Annotated in this window: 22 protein-coding genes and 1 pseudogene; 18 read left to right on the plus strand and 5 right to left on the minus strand. The window is 64.1% G+C overall.

Going from position 1 to position 20,904, the window contains the following annotated elements; translation table 11 throughout:
• A partial coding sequence (locus tag JWQ24_RS01100) for an efflux RND transporter permease subunit (protein WP_299803289.1) occupies window positions 1-1,307 on the plus strand: 1,307 nt, incomplete at its 5' end.
• 51 nt (window positions 1,308-1,358) lie between these two features.
• Here the strand turns inward: JWQ24_RS01100 and JWQ24_RS01105 are convergent.
• Both JWQ24_RS01105 and erpA read right to left on the minus strand, forming a co-directional pair.
• Complete coding sequence (locus tag JWQ24_RS01105) at window positions 1,359-1,652, minus strand: hypothetical protein (RefSeq protein WP_299803292.1); 294 nt, start codon at window positions 1,650-1,652, stop codon at window positions 1,359-1,361.
• Window positions 1,653-1,705: 53 nt separating this feature from the next.
• Window positions 1,706-2,038: an iron-sulfur cluster insertion protein ErpA gene (gene erpA, locus JWQ24_RS01110; protein ID WP_299803294.1), complete on the minus strand. Its 333-nt coding sequence runs from the start codon at window positions 2,036-2,038 to the stop codon at window positions 1,706-1,708.
• Between the two features lie 98 nt (window positions 2,039-2,136).
• Here erpA and JWQ24_RS01115 point away from each other — a divergent pair, with 98 nt between their 5' ends.
• The 12 genes from JWQ24_RS01115 (at window position 2,137) to surE (ending at window position 14,298) form a co-directional block, all read left to right on the plus strand.
• Window positions 2,137-3,348, plus strand: a complete 1,212-nt coding sequence (locus tag JWQ24_RS01115; RefSeq protein ID WP_299803297.1) for a deoxyguanosinetriphosphate triphosphohydrolase — start codon at window positions 2,137-2,139, stop codon at window positions 3,346-3,348.
• A 154-nt stretch (window positions 3,349-3,502) separates the two neighbouring features.
• Window positions 3,503-5,293, plus strand: a complete 1,791-nt coding sequence (argS, locus tag JWQ24_RS01120; protein WP_299803299.1) for an arginine--tRNA ligase — start codon at window positions 3,503-3,505, stop codon at window positions 5,291-5,293.
• 101 nt (window positions 5,294-5,394) lie between these two features.
• Window positions 5,395-6,846 (plus strand): SPOR domain-containing protein, encoded by a 1,452-nt coding sequence (locus JWQ24_RS01125; RefSeq protein ID WP_299803300.1) that lies wholly within the window; start codon window positions 5,395-5,397, stop codon window positions 6,844-6,846.
• Between the two features lie 46 nt (window positions 6,847-6,892).
• Complete coding sequence (gene nagZ, locus JWQ24_RS01130) at window positions 6,893-7,918, plus strand: beta-N-acetylhexosaminidase (RefSeq protein ID WP_299803301.1); 1,026 nt, start codon at window positions 6,893-6,895, stop codon at window positions 7,916-7,918.
• A complete protein-coding gene (locus JWQ24_RS01135) occupies window positions 7,915-8,748 on the plus strand; it encodes a ScpA family protein (protein WP_299803303.1) in 834 nt (277 codons plus the stop codon). Before nagZ ends, JWQ24_RS01135 begins: the two co-directional genes overlap by 4 nt.
• A 20-nt stretch (window positions 8,749-8,768) precedes the next feature.
• Window positions 8,769-9,947 (plus strand): SMC-Scp complex subunit ScpB, encoded by a 1,179-nt coding sequence (gene scpB / locus JWQ24_RS01140; RefSeq protein ID WP_299803305.1) that lies wholly within the window; start codon window positions 8,769-8,771, stop codon window positions 9,945-9,947.
• 146 nt (window positions 9,948-10,093) lie between these two features.
• On the plus strand, window positions 10,094-10,336 hold the full coding sequence (locus tag JWQ24_RS01145; RefSeq protein WP_299803308.1) for a twin-arginine translocase TatA/TatE family subunit: 243 nt from the start codon (window positions 10,094-10,096) through the stop codon (window positions 10,334-10,336).
• Window positions 10,337-10,417: 81 nt separating this feature from the next.
• Entirely contained in the window at window positions 10,418-10,960 is a 543-nt protein-coding gene (gene tatB, locus JWQ24_RS01150; protein WP_299803311.1) for a Sec-independent protein translocase protein TatB, read from the plus strand.
• Window positions 10,957-11,769, plus strand: a complete 813-nt coding sequence (tatC, locus tag JWQ24_RS01155) for a twin-arginine translocase subunit TatC (protein WP_299803313.1) — start codon at window positions 10,957-10,959, stop codon at window positions 11,767-11,769. Before tatB ends, tatC begins: the two co-directional genes overlap by 4 nt.
• A 172-nt stretch (window positions 11,770-11,941) precedes the next feature.
• Window positions 11,942-12,139 (plus strand): hypothetical protein, encoded by a 198-nt coding sequence (locus tag JWQ24_RS01160; RefSeq protein WP_299803315.1) that lies wholly within the window; start codon window positions 11,942-11,944, stop codon window positions 12,137-12,139.
• 82 nt (window positions 12,140-12,221) lie between these two features.
• Entirely contained in the window at window positions 12,222-13,526 is a 1,305-nt protein-coding gene (gene serS / locus JWQ24_RS01165; protein ID WP_299803318.1) for a serine--tRNA ligase, read from the plus strand.
• A 4-nt stretch (window positions 13,527-13,530) separates the two neighbouring features.
• Window positions 13,531-14,298 (plus strand): 5'/3'-nucleotidase SurE, encoded by a 768-nt coding sequence (gene surE, locus JWQ24_RS01170; protein WP_299803320.1) that lies wholly within the window; start codon window positions 13,531-13,533, stop codon window positions 14,296-14,298.
• Between the two features lie 44 nt (window positions 14,299-14,342).
• On the opposite strand, the gene JWQ24_RS01175 is transcribed toward surE, so the two are convergent.
• The gene (locus tag JWQ24_RS01175) at window positions 14,343-14,720 is read right to left on the minus strand and encodes a response regulator (protein WP_299803323.1); all 378 of its coding nucleotides are present in this window, start codon (window positions 14,718-14,720) and stop codon (window positions 14,343-14,345) included.
• A 275-nt stretch (window positions 14,721-14,995) separates the two neighbouring features.
• Between JWQ24_RS01175 and JWQ24_RS01180 the strand changes: the two genes are divergently transcribed.
• Window positions 14,996-15,646 carry a protein-L-isoaspartate(D-aspartate) O-methyltransferase gene (locus JWQ24_RS01180; RefSeq protein WP_299803325.1) on the plus strand — a complete coding sequence of 217 codons (651 nt, stop codon included), beginning with the start codon at window positions 14,996-14,998 and terminating at the stop codon, window positions 15,644-15,646.
• Between the two features lie 109 nt (window positions 15,647-15,755).
• Entirely contained in the window at window positions 15,756-17,162 is a 1,407-nt protein-coding gene (locus JWQ24_RS01185; RefSeq protein ID WP_299803328.1) for a peptidoglycan DD-metalloendopeptidase family protein, read from the plus strand.
• Between the two features lie 227 nt (window positions 17,163-17,389).
• Here the strand turns inward: JWQ24_RS01185 and JWQ24_RS01190 are convergent, their stop codons facing one another.
• Together JWQ24_RS01190 and JWQ24_RS01195 are read right to left on the minus strand one after the other, a co-directional pair.
• Entirely contained in the window at window positions 17,390-18,373 is a 984-nt protein-coding gene (locus JWQ24_RS01190) for an ATP-binding protein (protein WP_299803330.1), read from the minus strand.
• A gap of 56 nt (window positions 18,374-18,429) precedes the next feature.
• Entirely contained in the window at window positions 18,430-18,558 is a 129-nt protein-coding gene (locus JWQ24_RS01195; protein ID WP_299803333.1) for a hypothetical protein, read from the minus strand.
• 13 nt (window positions 18,559-18,571) lie between these two features.
• Between JWQ24_RS01195 and yajC the strand changes: the two genes are divergently transcribed.
• The 3 genes and pseudogenes from yajC to JWQ24_RS01210 form a co-directional block, all read left to right on the plus strand.
• On the plus strand, window positions 18,572-18,955 hold the full coding sequence (gene yajC / locus JWQ24_RS01200; protein ID WP_299803336.1) for a preprotein translocase subunit YajC: 384 nt from the start codon (window positions 18,572-18,574) through the stop codon (window positions 18,953-18,955).
• 44 nt (window positions 18,956-18,999) lie between these two features.
• A complete protein-coding gene (secD, locus tag JWQ24_RS01205) occupies window positions 19,000-20,601 on the plus strand; it encodes a protein translocase subunit SecD (RefSeq protein ID WP_299803339.1) in 1,602 nt (533 codons plus the stop codon).
• Between the two features lie 13 nt (window positions 20,602-20,614).
• Window positions 20,615-20,904: pseudogene (locus JWQ24_RS01210) on the plus strand (protein translocase subunit SecF); the annotation flags it as partial.

The following is a 20,904-nucleotide window of genomic DNA, read 5'->3' on the forward strand; positions in this document are numbered from 1 at the left end:
CAACCGCGAATTACGGCCGGTTGTTTATCGGACTGAAGCCGCAAGGCGAGCGCGATGGCGCGGCCAAGGTGATCGGCCGCCTGCGCCAGAAGGCGACGCAGATTCCGGGCATGCAGGCCTTCTTCCAGAGCATCCAGAACCTCAACATCGGCGGCCGGATCTCGAAGAGCCAATATCAGTACGTTCTGCAGAGCGGCGATACGGAATCGCTCTACCGGCTCGCGCCGGAGATGCGCGAAAAGATCGCGAAAGTGCCCGGGCTCGTCGACGTCACGACCGACCTTTACATCAAGAATCCGCAGATGACCGTCGATATCGACCGTGAAAAGGCCGCGGTCTACGGCATCACCGTCGATCAGGTGCGCAACCAGCTCTACAACGCCTTCGGCGCGCGTCAGGTCGGCACCATCTACATGCCGACCAACGATTACCAGATCATCCTGGAGGCGCAGCCGCAGTTTCGCGTCGATCCGTCGGACCTGTCCAAGCTCTACATGAAGACCGCCAACAATCAGACCATCCCGCTCGATGCGGTGGCGAAGCTCGTGCCATCCGTGGGTCCGCTGCAGATCAACCACCAGGGCCAGCAGCCGGCGGTGACGATCTCGTTCAACCTGCAGCCGGGCTATTCGCTGGGCTACGCGGTGGATCAGATCACAGCGCTGGAGCAGGCATCCAACCTGCCGGTGACCATCTTCACCGGTTTCTCCGGCACCGCGCAGGTGTTCCAGGAGTCATTGCGCGGGCAGGGCGTGCTGATCCTGGCCGCGGTATTCGCAGCCTTCGTGATCCTCGGCATTCTGTATGAAAGCTTCATCCATCCGATCACCATCATTTCCGGCCTGCCGTCGGCGGGCATCGGCGCGATCCTGACCCTGATGCTGTTCAAGATGGAGATGTCGGTGATCGCCATGATCGGCATCGTCATGCTGGTCGGCATCGTCAAGAAGAACGCCATCATGATGGTCGACTTCGCGCTGGAGCGACGCCGCGTCGGCCTCTCCGCCGAGCATGCGATCCGCGAGGCTGCGTTGCTGCGCTTCCGCCCGATCATGATGACCACGTTCGCGGCGATCTTCGGTACGCTGCCGATCGCGCTCGGCGCGGGGGCGGGCGCCGAACTGCGCCAGCCGCTCGGCGTCGCCGTGGTCGGCGGGCTCTGCGTGTCGCAGCTTTTGACGCTGTTCATCACCCCGGTGATCTACATCTATCTCGACCGCATCGATCGCAAGCTGAAGCGCCGCCTGCACCCGCAGGACGCGGACTCTTATGATGGCGATCGTCCGCACGCGGTAGCGGCGGAGTAGGCCACGCATCAGCAACGGAACGGCGGCAGGGCTGTCCAGGACATAAATGCCTCAGCGGCCGTCAGGCGCGAACATACAATTCAGGGCTGTTCTATCTAGGCGGATGTCGTCGGGCTCGACCGTCCTGGACAACGTACCAATCGGACAGCCGTCGCGCGCAATTTTGAAGAACGGCTTTTCGTTGAGCCGGGGACGGTGGACTTCCCTTTGATAACCATCGTCCCAAGCCCAGCGGGCGCGAACACGGGGACCTAAAGCTTCAATTTTGATGCGACAGGAAAATTCGAAAGCCTCCGGTGTGTCCGACAGCGGTTCAAACCGAAGACCGGAGGTGTCGGAGGTCAACGGTGGGAACATCATTCGCGACGGCTCCGGGGGGAACCGTAGAGCATCGTAGATCAGATCGAAAAGCTCGTCCCGCAGCCGCATGATGCCGTCGCGTTGGGATTGACCACCCGGAACGAGGCGCCGATCAGGTCATCGACGAAATCGACCTCGGAGCCGGCAAGGAACGGGGCCGAGGCCGGGTCGACCAGCACGACAGCACTTTCGCGCGCGATCACCATGTCATCGTCGGCCTTGGCGCGATCGACGTCGAACTTGTATGAAAATCCGGAGCAGCCGCCACCCTCGACGGAAATCCGCAGCATGGCGCCATCGCCTTCGGTCTTGAGGATTTCGCCGATGCGGCGGGCGGCCCGCTCGCTGATGGTGACGCTGGTGGCTGTCATGACGTAACTCCTGCGGGAAGCTCCAGGATGTTTGAATAACCCGCAACCCATAGTTAAGTGCGCTGGGCAGCGGAATCAATTGGATAAGGACAAATCACGTGGCGGTTGGAATGGCGGCGCCGCGCGCGCTTTATGCCTGCGATCCCGAGCGAAGCCGCGGGCGGCTGTTTGCCGAGCCGGAAAGCCCGACCCGCAGCGCCTTTCGCAGGGATTGCGACCGGGTGATCCACTCCACCGCGTTTCGCCGGCTCAAGCACAAGACCCAGGTCTTCGTGTTCCATGAGGGTGATCATTACCGGACCCGGCTGACCCACACGCTGGAAGTCGCCCAGATCGCGCGCGCCATCGCCCGGCAGCTCGGCCTCGACGAGGATCTTACCGAGACGCTGGCGCTGGCCCATGACATCGGCCACCCCCCGTTCGGCCATGCCGGCGAGCGGGCGCTCGATACCTGCCTCGCCGAGCACGGCGGCTTCGACCACAACGCCCAGACCCTGCGCGTTGTCACCGCGCTGGAACATCGCTATCCCGAATTCGACGGCCTCAACCTGGCCTGGGAGACGCTGGAGGGTATCGTCAAGCACAACGGCCCGCTGACCGATGCCTCCGGCGCCGCGATCGGCCGGTATGCAGGTCCCGGGCTGCCGCTCGGGATCACCGAATTCAACGATGTCTGGAACCTTGAGCTTTCGAGCTTCGCTTCGCTCGAGGCGCAGGTCGCGGCCCTCGCCGACGACATCGCCTATGACGCCCATGACATCGATGACGGGCTGCGCGCCGGGCTGTTCACCGTCACCGACCTGCGGGTGATGCCGCTCGCCGCCGACATGATCGACGATATCGATGCGCGCTATCCTGGCCTCGACGAAGTCCGGCGAGGCGCCGAGCTGGTGCGCGAGCTGATCTCCTATCTGATCGGCGCCGTCGTCGCCGAGACCGAAAGACGGCTCGGCGCGGCCAGACTGAACTCGGTCGAGGACGTGCGTCGCCACGGCCATGTGCTGGTCGCGTTTCCGCGCGAGGCGGAGAAGGCGGAGGCGGGGATCAAGGCGTTCCTGAAGGAGCGGATGTATCGCCACGCGCGGGTGATGCGGGTGATGGGCGAGGCCGAATGCATCCTGTTCGACCTGTTCGCGCGCTACCAGCGCCTGCCCGAAGATCTGCCGCCGGAATGGCTGCCGACCGGCCAGGCGGCGGAGAGCGAAACCGACCGGGCTCGCCGGATCGGCAATTTCATCGCCGGAATGACCGACCGTTTTGCGATCACCGAACATATCCGGCTATTCGATTCAACTCCGGAATTACGTTAAAATATTCATTCAAGTGTCTGATTTTAAATTGTAAAATTCATCCTTTTAAGGCTTTTTCTGCGCTTTGAAACTATTGGCGGTTTGCCCGCGAAACCGCTAATCATCCGCTTCTTCCTCCAGCCGGAATCGCCCGGCGCAAGTTCTGGTTTTCCACATGGCCTCCGTTCCTTCTCCGCATCTGTTCGCCAATGTGCTCGCGCGTGTTCACGCGATCTGCACCCAGCTTGCCGCCGAGGGTATGCTGCCGGCCGGGCTGGATCTGGCGCGGGTGGTGGTCGAGCCGACCAAGGACGTCTCGCACGGCGACATGGCGAGCAACGCCGCGATGGTGCTGGCCAAGGAAGCCAGGCTCAAGCCGCGCGATCTCGCCGAGGCGATTGCCGCCAAACTGCGGGATGACGAGCTTGTCGCCGCCGTCGAGGTCGCCGGTCCCGGCTTTATCAACCTGACGCTGAAGACTGCCGTGTGGGCCGAGGCGCTGCGCGCCGTGATGCGTGACGGCGCATCCTATGGCCGGAGCGCTGCGGGAGCAGCCGAGAAGGTCAACGTCGAATACGTCTCGGCCAACCCGACCGGGCCGATGCATGTCGGCCATTGCCGCGGCGCGGTGTTCGGTGACGCACTGGCCAGCCTGCTGGTCACGGCCGGCTTCGACGTCTGCCGCGAATATTACATCAACGACGCCGGCGCGCAGGTCGATGTGCTCGCGCGCTCGGCTTTCCTGCGTTACCGCGAGGCGCTGGGCCAGGACATCGGCGCCATTCCGGAAGGCCTGTATCCCGGCGATTACCTGGTGCCGGTCGGGCAGGCGCTGGCCGCCGAATATGGCGACCGGCTGCTGGCGCAGCCGGAGGCCGAATGGCTGCCCGGCGTGCGCGCCCGGGCGATCGACATGATGATGGAGATGATCCGCGGCGACCTCGCCGCGCTCAACATCCAGCACGATGTGTTCTTCTCGGAGCGCTCGCTGATCACGGGGGACGCCGATCTGGTCGCTGCGACCATCGCGTTCCTGCGCGCCAAGGGTGACGTCTATGAAGGCCGGCTGCCGCCGCCGAAGGGCGTGCCGGTCGAGGATTACGAGGACCGTGAACAGACCCTGTTCCGCGCCACCGCCTATGGCGACGACGTCGACCGTCCGCTGCTGAAGTCGGACGGCGGCTATACTTATTTTGCCTCCGACATCGCCTATCACAAGACCAAGGTCGACCGCGGCTTCGACAATATGGTCGACGTCTGGGGCTCCGACCATGGCGGCTACATCAAGCGCGTGCAGGCGGCGATCAAGGCGGTTACCGCCGGGCAGGGCACGCTCGACGTCAAGATCGTGCAGCTGGTGAAGCTGCTGCGCAACGGCGAACAGGTAAAGATGTCGAAGCGCTCTGGTGATTTCGTCACGTTGCGTGAAGTGGTGGATGAAGTCGGCCCCGACGCCGTGCGCTTCATGATGCTGTTCCGCAAGAACGACGCTGTGCTGGATTTCGACCTCGCCAAGGTCAAGGAGCAGTCCAAGGACAATCCGGTGTTCTACGTCCAGTACGGCCATGCCCGCGGCCACTCGATCTTCCGCAATGCGCGGGAGATGCTGGCCGATCTGCCGGAGGAAACCGCCGCCCGGATCGCCTGGCTGAAGGACGCTGTGGTCGAGCGGCTGGACGACCCCGCCGAGCTCGGCCTGATGCGGCAACTGGCGCTGTATCCCCGGATGATCGAGTCCGCCGCGCTGGCGCACGAGCCGCACCGGATCGCGTTTTACCTCTATGAACTCGCCAGCGCCTTCCACGCGCTGTGGACCCGGGGGCGCGATATGCCTCATTTACGCTTCATTATCACTAATGATGCAGAACTTACCAAGGCGCGACTGGCATTGGTCCAGAGCGTCGTCTCGGTTCTGGAATCGGGCCTCGCCGTTCTTGGCGTCACCGCGCCAGTCGAGATGCGGTAGACAGGGGACGGCCGTCTGATGGGGATCTGTGGCGGCTCACACTAGCGGCCGATCGTTGCGAAGCGGATTGGCGGCTTTCCCGAAGGGGACGCGAATTGACTATGGCTGATCATCGATACCAGGACCGACCCTCCCCCGCGGCCGACGACTACAGCCGCGCGCCGGACCCGTCACGAGCGCGCAGCGAAGCCGATCCGCTGGCCGAACTGGCGCGGCTGATCGGGCAGAGCGATCCATTCGCCAGCTCCAGCCAAGGCGGCCATGGCAGCCAGACGCGTCGCGCCGAACCGGCGGCGCCGGATGCCGATGAATACACCGACGTGGCGCCGGTTGGCCCGCCGTCATGGATGAAGCGCGTTGCCGCGCAAGAAACTCATCAAGATACCTATCAGCATGAAACCACGGATCATCAGGAGCTCGACACGGTGTATCCGGTAAAGCGCTACGCCCCGCAGCCCCAGCCGGAAGCCGAGTATCATCCGGCGCCGAGCTTCGCTCCCGCTGCTCATGCAGATTCGTATGCCGACCACCATGCGGAGCCGGCCGATCCCGCCCGCTATGACGATGCGCTCTATGGCCAGCCCGATCACGGCTACGAGCAGCCGCATGATCAGAATTATCAGGACGATCCCTACGCCTATCAGGATGGCTATGCCGATGAACCCGCGCCCAAGCGTCGCGGCGGTCTGATGACCGTAGGTGTCGTGCTGGCGCTGGCCGTGATCGGCACCGGCGCCGCCTATGGCTATCGCACCTATATTGGTTCGCCGCGATCAGGCGAGCCGCCGGTGATCAAGGCCGATGCCGGCCCGAACAAGGTCGTGCCGCCGTCCTCGAACGACGCCAATGCCAAGCTGATCCAGGATCGCCTGGGCACTGCGCCTGAAAAGGTGGTGTCACGCGAGGAGCAGCCGGTGAACGTGCAGGATGCCACCAAGGCCGTTGGTCCCCGCGTGGTGTTCCCGCCGTTGAACCAGAATGCCAATCCGCCCTCGACCGCCAGCGTCACGCCATCCGCCAAGCCGATGGTTGGCAATGCTCCGATGCCGGGGGACGAGCCGCGCAAAATTCGTACCCTCACCGTGAAGGGCGACAGCCCCGACGGCACCGCGACCCCGGCCGCGCGTCAGGCGCCGGCCCGCCTCACCGGCGCGCCGCCGGCCGCCGTTCCGGCCCGTCCCGCCGCCACCTCTGTCGGTGGTGCGCCGCTGTCGCTGTCGCCGCAAGTCGCCCCAGCAGCAGCAGCGCCCGCCCGCGTTGCCAACAACGCGCCGCAGCAGGTCGCGCCGGCCGCTGCCAGTGGCGGCGGCTACATGGTGCAGATTGCGTCGCAGCGTAGCGAAGCGGAAGCCTCGGCCTCGTTCCGGGCCCTGCAGGGCAAGTATCCTTCGGTGCTTGGTTCGCGCAGCCCGCAGATCAAAAAGGCCGATCTCGGCGAGAAGGGCACCTACTACCGCGCGATGGTGGGTCCGTTCGGATCGCAGGAGGAAGCCGCGCAGATGTGCGGGAATCTAAAAACTGCCGGCGGGCAGTGCGTCGTCCAAAGGAATTAACGGCCGTTTCCTTGACCCTGGGTAGCGATGGGGGCTAATCGGCCTCATGAGCACACGTGCCTTCATCACCGGCGTATCCGGACTGGAATTGACCGCCGAGGAGCGCGCTTTCTTGCGCTCCGAGCGGCCCTGGGGTTTCATCCTGTTCAAACGCAATATCGACAATCCCGCGCAAGTCGCGAGATTGGTTGAGGAATTGCGCGAAGCCACTGGCGATCCCGACGCCGTGGTTCTGATCGATCAGGAGGGCGGCCGGGTGCAGCGTCTGGGTCCGCCGCATTGGCCGGTGTATCCGCCGGGCGCGGTGTTCGGCACGCTCTACGATATTGCCCCCGAGCTTGGCCTTGAGGCCGCGCGCCTGTCGTCTCGCCTGATCGCCGCCGATCTGGTCGATCTCGGCATCTCCGTGGACTGCCTGCCGCTGGCTGATGTCCCGGTCGAGGGCGCTGACGCCGTGATCGGCAACCGCGCCTATGGCACCACGCCGGACAAGGTCGCGGCGATCGCCCGCGCTGTTACCGACGGGCTGGAGCAGGGCGGCGTCCTGCCGGTACTCAAGCATATTCCCGGCCACGGCCGCGCCACGGCCGACACCCACTTCAAGCTGCCGGTCGTGGATACCTCTGCGGCGGAACTCGAAGCCTTCGACTTCGCCGCATTCAGGCCGCTGGCCGATTTGCCCATGGCGATGACTGCACATGTTGTGTTTAGCGCTCTGGATGCCGCCCAACCTGCGACCACATCTGCGACAATCATTACTCAGGTGATTCGCGGCAGTATCGGGTTCCAGGGTTTGTTGATGAGTGATGACGTCTCCATGAACGCGCTAGCCGGATCGATCGCCGAGCGCACCCGCGCGATCGTGGCAGCCGGCTGTGACATCGTCCTGCACTGCAACGGCAAGCTCGACGAGATGCGGGCCGTCGCTGCCGAAACGCCGATCCTCGCCGGACTGGCGTTGCAGCGCGCCAACGCCGTACAGGCGGCGCGCCGGCAGCCGGACGCGTTCGACCGCGTCAAGGGACGTGCCGAACTGGATGCCCTGATCGCCCGCGCGGAGGCCACCGCATGAGCGCCGAAATCCTGTCATTCGAAACCGGACGCCCTGCCGAAATCGTCGAGGACGATGAGCCCTCGCTGGTCGTCGATGTCGAGGGGTATGAAGGCCCGCTCGATCTGCTGCTCGCTTTGGCGCGGCAGCAGAAGGTCGACCTGCACAAAATCTCGATCCTCGCGCTGGCCGACCAGTATTTGATCTTCATCGAAGCGGCGCGAAAAATCCGCCTCGAACTGGCCGCCGACTATCTGGTGATGGCGGCGTGGCTGGCCTTCCTGAAATCGCGGCTGCTGCTGCCGGAGCCGGCGACCGCAGAAGGTCCGAGCGCCGAGGATATGGCGACCGCGCTGGCCAACCGGCTGCGCCGCCTGGAGGCCATCCGCGAAGCCTCGAACCAGCTAATGACCAGGCCGCAGTTGATGCGCGACATTTTTCCGCGCGGCGCGCCGGAGGCGATCGCCGAAGTGAAACATCCGCGCTTCACCGCCACGCTCTATGACCTGCTGTCGGCCTACGCCACGCAGCGTCAGGCCCGCGTGCTGACCAAGGTGCATCTTGCCCGCCGCACGGTGTGGTCGCTGAGTGAGGCGCGTGCCTCGCTGGAGCGGCTGGTCGGCATGGCCGAGGACTGGAGCCGCCTCGACGAATACCTGCTGGCCTATATCGTCGATCCCACCCAGCGCGCCACCGTGATGGCGTCGAGCTTTGCGGCTGCGCTCGAGATGGTCCGCGAGGGCACGATCGATATCAGCCAGAAGGAGGCGTTCGCGCCGCTGTATTTCCGCAAGCCGCCGCCGCGTTCCGCGACGGCTGCGCTGGTGGAGCCGGAAGTTCCGGCTGAGTAGTGGAAGAAGGAGATCCCGACATGGCAAGCCTCGCCGAGAAAATCATCGACGATGCCGAGGATCAGATCGTGCAGCCGGACAACCAGCCGGAAGCACGTCCCGAGGAACTGCGTCTGCTCGAAGCGCTGCTGTTCGCCTCCAGCGAACCGCTCGACCAGGCCGCCTTGGCCAAGCGCATGCCCGACGGTGTTGACATCAAGTCGGCGCTGGCGCGGCTGCAGGCCGACTATGCCATGCGTGGCGTGAATCTGATCCGCGTCGCCAACAAGTGGACCTTTCGTACCGCCGGCGACCTGTCGTGGCTGATGACCCGCGAGACCACCGAGACGCGTAAGCTGTCGCGCGCGGCCGTCGAAGTGCTGGCCATCGTCGCCTATCACCAGCCGGTGACCCGTGCCGAGATCGAAGATATCCGCGGCGTCGTGACCTCCAAGGGTACGCTCGACGTGCTGCTGGAAACCGGCTGGATCCGGCCGCGTGGCCGTCGCAAGACGCCGGGCCGTCCACTGACTTTCGGCACCACCGACACGTTCCTGTCGCAGTTCAGCCTGGAAGCGCTGGGCGATCTGCCGGGTCTGGAAGAATTGAAGGGCACCGGCCTCCTGGACTCGCGGCTGCCCGCCGGCTTCTCGGTTCCCAACCCCTCCGACGATCCGGCTCTGCGCGACGACGAGGAGCCGCTGGAAGTCGGCGAACTCGGGCTGTCGCTGCCCGAGCCGGAGCCGGAATTCCCCGGCCTGCTCGAGCCGGCGATCGACGCCGTCGAACTGGAGATCGCCGAACGGCAACTGGCCGATCCGGAGACCGTCGAGGCTGAGCAGATCGCCGCGCCAGTGATTGCCGGAGACGGGGACGTCGCTGAACTGGAAGCGACCGAGGCCGAGCTGGAAGCCGAAAACGAACTGGCAGAGCCGGAGGACGACGAAGCGGTTGCCACCGATTCCGAAGCGGCTGAACTCGAAGCCGACGACGCCGAACTCGCGGAAATCGATCTCGACGAAGCTGAACTCGAAGAAGCCGGGCTGGAGGATGAGCCCGAGCTCGAAACCGCCGAAGCCGAGATGGCCGAAATCGAGACGGACTTGCTCGAATCCGCCGACCCTGAGGCCGACGAACTCGAGGAAACCGAGGCGGTTGAGCCTGAGACGCGGCTTGGCGAGGCCGGTTCCGACGAGCCCGAAGAAGACACCGAGCGCTGACGTCGCGGTCATTGACGGTCGCGGCAATGCGCCGCGATATCCGCGATTCCACCGGGGCTTAGGTCCTTGTTTTTGACATTACCACAGCCTACGTTCGCGGTCAGATTGACGGCCGGGCGACTGGCTGCGTGGTGGAGGGTTTCAGGATGGGTTCACTCAGCATTTGGCACTGGATCGTTGTGATCGGGGTGGTCCTGTTGTTGTTCGGGCGCGGCAAGATTTCCGATCTGATGGGCGACGTGGCGCAGGGCATCAAGGCCTTCAAGAAGGGCATGGCCGACGACGACAAGCCGGCGACCCCGGAAAAGCCGATCGAGCCGGTCCGCACCATCGACCAGCCGCCGGCGCCGTCTGCCGCCCGTACCGACGTTGGCAGCAAGGTCGGCTGATTCCGCTGCATTGCAGCCGGATGATGCCAGACCTATGAAGGGGACGCGGGGCTGGTCCAGCCCGCGTGAGCGGATTTATTCATGTTCGACATCGGGTGGAGTGAACTGGTCGTCATCGCGGTCGTCGCGCTGATTGCCATCGGCCCGAAGGAGCTGCCCGGCGTGCTTCGCATGGTCGGGCAGTGGATGGGCAAGGCGCGCAAGATGGCTGGCGAATTCCAGGGCCAGTTCAACGAGGCGATGCGCGAAGCCGAGATGGAAGACGTCAAGAAGGCGTTCGACGACGTCAAGGACGCGGCCTCCGCTTTCACCAAGAACAACATCCTGACGTCGCTTACCAAGGACGTTAGCGACGCCATGACGATCGACAAGATCGAGAACCTCGACACGCCCGCGACAACGCCGACCACGCCGGAGCCGCCGACGCCGGATACGTTCGTCGAGGCCGAAGCCCATAGCGCTCAGATGGAGCCGCTGGCGATCACCCAGGAATTCCAGCCGGCCATGACCGAGACGCCCGCCCATGAGGCTCCTGTCACGCACGCGGCTCCCGCGAGCGACGTCGCGGCCGTTGCGCCGGAAACTGCCAACCCAGACGTGCTGAAGGACGCCAGGGCGTCATGAGCGCGGAAGATATCGAAGCCTCCAAGGCGCCCTTGATGGACCACCTGATCGAGCTGCGTTCGCGGCTGATCAAGGCGTTGCTGGCTTTCGCCATCGCGTTCATCTTCTGCTTCTTCTTCGCCAAGCAGATCTACAACGTGCTGGTCTGGCCGTTCGTCTGGGTCGCAGGCCCCGAGAACTCCAAGTTCATCTACACCGCGCTGCTCGAGTACTTCCTGACCCAGCTGAAACTGGCGATGTTCGGCGCCGGCTTCATCTCGTTCCCGATCATCGCGGCGCAGATCTACAAATTCGTGGCGCCCGGTCTCTACAAGCACGAGAAGGGTGCGTTCCTGCCCTATCTGATCGCGACGCCGTTCTTCTTCGCGCTGGGGTCATTGCTGGTCTATTTCCTGGTGCTGCCGATGCTGATCCGGTTCTCGCTGGGCATGCAGCAGTCGGGCAGCGCCGAGACCGCGCAGATCCAGCTGTTGCCCAAGGTCGGCGAATATCTGTCGCTGATGATGTCGCTGATCTTCGCCTTCGGCATCGCCTTCCAGTTGCCGGTGATCCTGACCTTGCTCGGCCGCATCGGCGTGCTCACCTCGCAGCAGCTGCGCGAAAAGCGCCGCTACTTCATCGTCGTTGCCTTCGTCATCGCCGCCGTGCTGACCCCGCCCGACGTCATCAGCCAGGCCTCGCTCGCGATCCCGCTGCTGATCCTGTACGAAGGCTCGATCATTGCGGTGAAGGTCGTCGAGCGGAATGCGAAAAAGGCGGCTGCAGCAAAGGCGGCGGCGGCGGGCACGGACGTGACCCCGGCGGAGTAGGGCTGTTCTTGCATCTTAAGGTTGTGCTTAGCATTCTGCCGTTCGTTCAGTGCGGCAGGATGTAACCTTGGGGTGGGCCTTTGATGCACTCGGCTACTCCAAGCAGCTCCGCTAGTCCGGAGTGCCGGACAATCAAGCCGAGGGCCATGCCGGAGCGGCGCGAGATTTCATCATGACCGAGTTGGTGACGAAATCCGATCTTTATGCCGTCAAATCCGAGCTGGATTTGAGACTTTTGGCAACGCGAAACGAATTGCAGGCCACTATGGACAAGACGGCCTTGCAACTGACGGTGCGGCTTGGTGGGATCGTAGTCGCCAGCGTTGGCCTTGCGGTTGCCGTGGTCGGCTTCCTGTTCCGACTACATTGATCGCGCCGGATCCTTTTCATTTCATGTTCCAAATCGGCGCTGTTCGGGGTACTCAGGGCCACGTTTGCCCAGGACCCCCGCCATGCACGACATCAAATCGATCCGCGACAATCCCGAGGCTTTTGACTCTGCGCTGAAGCGGCGCGGGCTGGCGCCGCTGGCTTCGTCGCTGCTGACGATCGATGAGACCCGGCGTACCGCGATCCTGGCCTCCGAACTGGCGCAGGCGCGACGCAATGCGGCCTCCAAGGAAATCGGTGACGCCAAGAAGAACAAGGACGACGCCCGCGCGAATGCGCTGATGGCCGAGGTCACCGAACTCAAAACCACGATGCCGGACATGGAAGCCGCGGTGAAGGCGGCCGAGGAGCAGCTGAAGACCGCGCTCGCTGAAATTCCGAACCTGCCGCTGGCCGAAGTGCCTGAAGGCAGCGACGAGCACGGCAATGTGCAGCACCACGTCTATGGCAAGGCGCGAGACTACGCGTTTACGCCGAAGGCACATTACGATCTCGGCGAAGCCATGGGGTTCATGGATTTTGAAGCGGCTGCGAAGCTGTCCGGCGCGCGCTTTGTTGTGTTGAAGAGTGGCCTGGCGCGGCTCGAGCGCGCACTCGGGCAGTTCATGCTCGATTTGCACACGGGCGATCATGGCTACATGGAAGTGAACCCGCCGCTGCTGGTGCGTGACGATGCGATGTTCGGCACGGCGCAGTTGCCGAAGTTTCGGGAGGACCAGTTTTCGGTCGGTGCCGGTGGTGCCGAGCGTGAGTTCTGGCTTATCCCCACCGCCGAAGTGCCGCTGACCAATCTCGTTCGCGAATCCATTCTCGATGAGAAAGACCTGCCGCTACGCATGACGGCGCTGACGCCGTGTTTCCGCGCCGAGGCCGGCGCCGCCGGGCGCGATACGCGCGGCATGATCCGGCAGCATCAGTTCACCAAGGTTGAACTGGTCTCGGTGACGACGCCCGACAAATCGAGCGAAGAGCACGACCGCATGCTGTCCTGCGCCGAGGAAGTGCTGCGCCGGCTCGATCTGCACTACCGCGTCATGACGTTGTGCACCGGCGACATGGGCTTTGCTTCGCAAAAAACCTACGACATCGAAGTGTGGATGCCCGGGCAGGGCGAGGGCGGCGCCTATCGCGAGATCTCGTCGTGCTCGGTGTGCGGCGATTTTCAGGCCCGCCGCATGGACGCGCGCTATCGCGGTCCCGACGGCAAGCCGCGTTTCGTGCATACGCTGAACGGCTCCGGCACTGCGGTCGGCCGCGCGCTGATCGCTGTGATGGAAACATATCAGCAGGAAGACGGTTCGATCGCCGTGCCTGATGTGCTGCAGCCCTACATGGGCGGACTCAAAGTGATCGAAAAGGGCAAGTGATCTGATGCGAATTCTCTGCACCAATGACGATGGCATTCACGCGCCCGGCCTGAAGATTCTCGAACAGATCGCGAAAGAACTTTCCGACGATGTCTGGGTGGTGGCGCCGGAAATGGACCAGTCGGGCGTCTCGCATTCGCTGTCGCTGAACGACCCGCTGCGCTTGCGCGAGATCGGACCGCGGCACTTCGCGGTCAGGGGTACGCCGACCGATTGCGTCATCATGGGCGCGCGCCACATCCTGCTCGACAAGCAGCCGGACCTCGTTCTGTCCGGCGTCAACAAGGGCCGCAACGTCGCCGAGGACGTGGTCTATTCCGGCACGATCGCAGGCGCCCTTGAAGGTACCATTCTCGGCTTTCCGTCGGTCGCGCTGTCGCAGGAATTCTCGATGGAGACCCGCCACGCGCCGTTGTGGGACACCGCGCTGAAATTCGGGCCGGACGTGCTGCGCAAGGTCATTGCGGCGGGCGTACCGAAGAACACGGTGATCAACGTCAACTTCCCGGCCTGCGTTGCGGAAGACGTGCAGGGTGTGCGCGTGACGCGGCAGGGCAAGCGCAATCAGGGATTTTTGCGCGTTGACGAGCGCCGCGATGGTCGCGGTAATCCGTATTTCTGGATCGGCTTCGAGCGCGTTGTCGTGGTCGACACGCCGGCCGAAGGCACCGACCTCGCAGCACTCGCCGCGCGCTTCGTCTCGGTAACGCCGCTGCGGCTCGACCGCACCGACGAGGCGTTTTCGGAGGCGCTAACGGCGGCGATGAAGTAGGGGCTTCTACAGCGCTTGCGGCGTGACGACGGCGGATAGGCGACTTAGACCGCGACGCCCTTCAGCGTATCTGCCAGAACCTGCGCCAGGGTCTCCATCTGGAACGGTTTCTGCAGCGTCGGGCGGTCGCGAAATTCTTCCGGCAGGCCTTGTGCGCCGTAACCGGTGGCGAAGATGAAGGGGCGGCGGCGCGACTGCAGCACCTCGGCGACCGGTGAAATCACCTTGCCGTTGACGTTGACGTCGAGGATCGCGATGTCGAATTCGGTCGAGCCGGCCAGCCGCACGGCTTCATTAATCTCGCCGGCTTCGGCGGCGACGCTATAGCCGAGCTCTTCGAGCATGTCGGCGACCATCATCCGGATCATCACCTCGTCCTCGACGAGGAACACTGATCCGCCGGGCGGCTTGATGGCAGTCATGGCCGGCTTCCTTGCACAGTTCAGATCAAAATCGCAAATTACGGTCCCGAACGCAATCGCGCCGCATTGCCGTTTTCGTGACCGGTATGCGTGTGTTTTAAGGTGGTAGGGTGCTGCTGCGCGAATTTGCCAGCAGCATAACTTATCATCCCGCTGCTGGTTCCAACAGTGGAGCGGCAATGCGCAGCTTGGAACCCGCATAACCTGTTCTGAAAAATTACGTCAACCTATCTGCGTTATGGATTGTCCCACCAATTGCGTTGCGTGAGGCTGCTATGATCACCGTCGGACATCCGCCCGAACAAATGATGTTCCAGCTCAGCTTGCGGAGGCGGGGCATCAGCGACCAGAGCGTGTTGCGGGCGATGGAGGCGGTGCCGCGCGACCTGTTCGTGGCGACCTCGGACCGCGCACACGCCTGGCGCGATACCGCTTTGGCGATCGCCTGCGGCCAGACCATCAGCCAGCCCTTCGTGGTCGCCTACATGACCGAACAGTTGCAGCTCAAGCCGGGCCACCGCGTGCTGGAGATCGGCACCGGCTCCGGATACCAGGCCGCGATCCTGTCCAAACTCTGTCGCGAAGTGCTCAGCATCGAGCGCTACCGTACGCTGGCAGACTCCGCGCGGGTTCTATTGGAGCGGCTGGAGCTGCTCAATGTCGAGGTCATGCTCGGCGACGGCTTTGAGGTGTCGGCCAACGTCGGCTCGTTCGACCGCATCATCGTCACTGCGGCGATGGAGGAGGTGCCCGACGCGCTGCTCGAGCGGCTCGAGCCCGAAGGGGTTTTGATCGCGCCGGTCGGCCCGCATTCCGGCGTGCAGACGCTGATCCGGTTTCGCAAAACCGACGACGGTTTTGAGCGCAAGCCGTTGGTGGATGTCCGCTTCGTGCCGGCCCTGAAAGGCATCGCGCGCGAGATGTGAAAAAAGTTCGACGGGCCTCAGGCTTCCTGCCTGCAGGGTTAAAGGCTTGGTAATATGGACAGTGTTTACTCAAATAAGTGATTTTTTGTTGCGTATGAGTGAGTAACCCATGTCCAGCGTTGTCGAGTTGCTTTACTCGCGCCGGGCCCCGCAGGTCGCGGTGCTGGCGTTGATGTCGATCGGTTTTGCCGGCTGCAGCGCCGACATGCAGACCCGGTTGTCGCAAAATCCCAGCTTTGAATCCGGGCAGTCCCGCGGTTTCGGCTGGCAGGGCGACACCACCGGTTCGGTGCAGCGCCAGCAGCCCGCACCCGCGCCGCGCGAGATGCCGCAGTACCAGCGCCCGGCCTATCAGCCCGCGCCGACTTACCAGTCTTCCGCATTGCCGCCGCCGATCGCTGCTCCGCAGTCCTATCCCACTGGCACCGTCGCGTCGGCCGCCCCGGTGACGGGTGGCGGCCGTGGGCTCGGCTCCTACACGCCGCCGGCCCACCCGCCGATCGAGACGACGGCCAGCGTCGCTCCGCGCTCGGTCGCCGCGACCAACGGTCTGGCCCGCGACGGTGGCACCAAGATCATCGTCGGCACTTCCGACACGCTCGACACGCTGGCGCGACGCTACAACGTGTCGTCGGCCGCGATCCTGCAGGCCAACGGCTACAAGGGGCCGCGCGCGCTGTCACCCGGTCAGACGCTGGTGATTCCGCGCCAGACCGCGGCTGCTCCTGCCGCGGTCACCGCGGCTCCGGTGGCGCGTCCGGTTGCTGTCGCTGCTGCTCCGGCCTCGGTGCATGTCGTCAATCGCGGCGACACCTTGATGAGCATTTCGCGTCGCAACAACGTGCCGGTCGCCGAACTCGCCCGCGCCAATGGTCTGGCGCCGAATGCCGGCCTCAAGCTCGGCAGCAAGATCACCGTGCCCGGCGCGGCCCGCGTCGCGGGGGCTCCGCCGGCGCCGCTCGCCGCTCCGGTCGCGGTTGCCGCAGCACCCGTCGGCAGCGTGGTTTCTGCACCGGCCACGCGTCTCGCTGCCGTTGAACCCGTTCAGAAGGCCCGTCTCGCCCAGGCGACCACGACGCCGGAAGAAGCCGCCGCACCGGAATCCCCGGTCAAGGCAGCCGATGCTACCGGCGCGCTGCCGACGTTCCGCTGGCCGGTCCGCGGCCGCGTCGTCACCGGCTACGGCGCCAAGACCAACGGCAAGTCCAACGATGGTATCAACGTCGCGGTGCCCGAAGGCACCCCGGTGAAGGCCGCCGAGGATGGCGTCGTGGCCTATTCCGGCAACGAACTGAAGGGCTACGGCAACCTGGTTCTGGTGCGCCATTCCAACGGCTATGTTACTGCCTACGCCCATGCCAGCGAGTTGATGGTCAAGCGCGGCGAGACCATCAAGCGCGGCCAGGTGATCGCCAAGTCCGGCCAGTCCGGCGAAGTCGGTTCGCCGCAACTGCACTTCGAAATCCGCAAGGGCTCGTCGCCGGTCGATCCGCTGCAGTTCCTCAACGGCGCGTAAGACGAGCAAACGACACACCAATGCAAAATGCCCGGCTCGCGCCGGGCATTTTTGTTTTGGTCTCGAAGTACAGTGCGAAGCGGAGCCCCACCCACAACTGTCATTGCCCGGCTTGACCGGGCGCCCAGTGTTCCGAGGCGCCGGTGATGCACACCGTCAGCGCCGGATACTGGGCCACCCGCTTTCGCGGGTGGGGGCAACTCAGCATGTGGCTGCTGCTGTTCGAGCTACTTCCCTGCCAGCTTCACCCCCAACCGTCCCGCCAGTTCCTGCGTGAACTGCCAGGCCACGCGGCCAGAGCGCGAGCCGCGCGTCGTCGACCATTCCAGCGCCTCGCGCTGCAACTCGTCGGCGTCGAGCTTGATGCCGTAATGGCCGCAATAGCCGCGCACCATGTCGAGATATTCGTCCTGGCTGCACTTGTGGAAGCCGAGCCAGAGCCCGAAGCGGTCGGACAGCGAGACCTTCTCCTCGACGGCTTCGCCGGGGTTGATCGCGGTCGAGCGTTCGTTCTCGACCATCTCGCGCGCCAGCAAATGGCGGCGGTTCGAGGTGGCATAGAGAATGACATTGTCCGGCCGGCCCTCGATGCCGCCCTCCAGCACCGCCATCAGCGACTTGTAGGAGGCGTCGTTGCCGTCGAAGGAGAGGTCGTCGCAGAACACGATGAAGTAGAAATCCGAGGCGCGGATCTGCGCCATCAGCGCCGGCAGGCTCTCGATGTCCTCGCGATGGATCTCGACCAGCTTGAGCCGGCCGCTGACCTTCTTCATGGCGTTGACGCGGGCATGTGCGGCCTTGACCAGCGACGACTTGCCCATGCCGCGCGCGCCCCACAGCAGGGCGTTGTTGGCGGGCAGGCCGGTGGCGAAACGCTCGGTATTCTCGATCAGCGTGTCGCGCATCCGGTCGATGCCCTGCAGCAGCTCGATGTCGACGCGGCTGACCTTCGGCACCGGGGCCAGCCGGCCGTCGGGATGCCAGACAAAGGCATCAGCGCTGGCCAGCGAATCGGCGTTGCTGAATTTGGGCGACGCCGCGGCCATGCCGGCGGCGATCGCTTCCAGCGCCAGTGCGATGCGCATCTCCAGTGCGGGCGGTTTCGCCGCACGGGGGCGTTTTGCCGCGGTAGCGCGGCTTTTTGGGGCAGGGCGCTTCGCAATGGGCTTGGAAGCGCTGCGTGGGGCGGTTTTACCGGGTTTTTTGGACATTTTGGGCCCTCCTGTCGGCGCACCCATATCGAGCCCGGCGGTCGGCTGCAAGCGCTTCAAATGTGGGGCAAATCGGCCTTGGCCGGCGTTGCAATTGGGGCCGCGCCGGTTATAGTCCGCGCGAATTTGCCAAACCGGCCGAACGCCGATGCGTCGCCGGTTTTTCCTTGCTTCAAGGCTTTCACGAGGACTTCTCCGATGTTCATTACCCCTGCGTTTGCCCAGGCTGCTGCAGCCGGCGGCGATACCAATTCGATGCTGATGTCGCTGCTGCCGTTCGCGCTGATCTTCGTGATCATGTACTTCCTGATTCTGCGCCCGCAGCAGAAGAAGGTGAAGGACCATGCCGAGCTGGTGAAAAACATCCGCCGCGGCGACACCGTCGTCACCACTGGCGGCCTGGTTGGCAAGGTCACCAAGGTCGTCGATGACGAGCAGATCGAGTTCGAAGTTGCCGACGGCGTTCGCGTTCGCCAGATGCGCACGATGATCGCCGGTGTCCGCACCAAGGGCGAGCCGGCCAAGGACAAGGCCGAGAAGGCCGACATCAAGTCCATCAAGGACGACACTTCGGCGAGCTGACGCGTTCGCGCGTCGCCATTTCAAGAATCTGACGGGTCAATTCGATGTTGTATTTCACGCGGTGGAAGGCGCTGGCGATCATTCTTACGGCGCTGGTCATCTGCCTGTGCGCGGTTCCGAATTTCTTCCCCGAGGCCCAGGTGCGCACCTGGCCGAAGTGGGCGCAGCGTCATCTGGTGCTGGGCCTCGATCTGCAGGGTGGCTCGCACATCCTGCTCGAGGTCGATGCCAATTCGGTCAAGAAGGACAAGCTCGATCAGGTTCGCGACGATACCCGCCGCACGCTGCGCGAAGCCCGCGTCGTCTATACCGGCCTGAGCGTCCGCAATGACTCCGTCGAAGTCCGCATCACCAAGGATACCGACCTTCCGACCGCGCTGACCAAGCTGCGTGAGCTGTCGCAGCCGCTCGGCGGGTTGCTCGGCTCCAACGGCCAGCGCAGCCTTCAAGTCTCCGATGCCGGCGGCGGTCTGATCCGTCTCACCGTGCCACCCGCGGCGATCGCTGACCGGGTTCGCCAGTCGGTCGAGCAATCGATCCAGATCGTCGAACGGCGCGTCAACGAACTCGGCACCGTCGAGCCGCTGATCCAGCGGCAGGGAACCGATCGCATCCTGGTCCAGGTCCCTGGCCTGCAGGATCCGACCCGCCTCAAGGAACTGCTCGGCAAGACCGCGAAGCTCGACTTCCGCATGGTCGATTCCAGCGTGCCGGCCGACCAGGCCTCACAGGGCAGGCTGCCTCCGGATTCCGAACTGCTGATGAGTTCGCAGTCGCCGAAGGTGCCTTACGTCATCAAGAAGGATGTGCTGGTGTCCGGCGCCGATCTCGTTGATGCGCAGCCTGGCTTCGACCAGCGCTCCAACGAGCCGATCGTCTCGTTCCGCTTCAATTCCTCCGGCGCCCGCAAGTTCTCGGATGCCACCGTGAAGAATGTCGGCCAGCCCTTCGCCATCGTGCTCGATAATGAAGTGGTGTCGGCGCCCGTCATCCGCGAACCGATCACCGGCGGCTCTGGCCAGATCTCCGGCAGCTTCACCGTGCAGCAGGCCAACGACCTCTCGATCCTGCTGCGTGCCGGCGCCTTGCCGGCGCCGCTGACGATCATCGAAGAACGTACTGTAGGCCCCGGCCTCGGCCAGGATTCGATCGAGAAGGGCGAACTTGCCGCTTACGTCGGCTCGATCCTCGTCATCATCTTCATGCTGCTGACGTATCGGCTGTTCGGCCTGTTCGCCAACATCGCGGTGGCCATCAACGTCGCGATGATCTTCGGCGTGCTGTCGCTGCTCAACGCCACGCTGACGCTGCCCGGTATCGCCGGCATCGTGCTGACAGTCGGCATCGCGGTGGACTCCAACGTGCTGATCTATGAGCGCATCCGCGAGGAATTGCGCGGCGGACGCAACGCGATTTCCGCGATCGACGCCGGCTTCAGGCGCGCGCTGTCGACGATTCTGGACTCCAACATCACCACCTTCATTGCCGCCGCCGTCCTGTTCTATATCGGCACCGGTCCCGTCCGCGGCTTCGCCGTGACGCTCGGCATCGGCATCATCACCACGGTTTTCACCGCGTTTACGCTGACCAGCCTGATCGTCGCCGGCTGGGTGCGATGGAACCGGCCGCAGAGCGTGCCCATCTGATGCGGAGCCTGTCGTGACTCACTGGATTCTCATCGGGCTCGGCGTCCTGATCATCGCGCTGACGGTTGTCGCAGTGTTCGACGTGCTGCCGCCGCTGCGCATTGTGCCGGACAACACGCATTTCGATTTCACCCGTTTCCGCCGCATCAGCTTTCCGATTTCGGCTTTTCTCTCGATCGTCGCGATCACGCTGTTCTTCACCCACGGCCTGAATTTCGGCATCGACTTCTCGGGCGGCACCCTGATGGAGGTGCAGAGCAAGTCCGGTCCGGCCGACATCTCCAAGATGCGGTCGATCGTGTC

Origin of the sequence: Tardiphaga sp., assembly GCF_028290495.1 — a bacterium.
Taxonomy (GTDB): Bacteria; Pseudomonadota; Alphaproteobacteria; order Rhizobiales; family Xanthobacteraceae; genus Tardiphaga.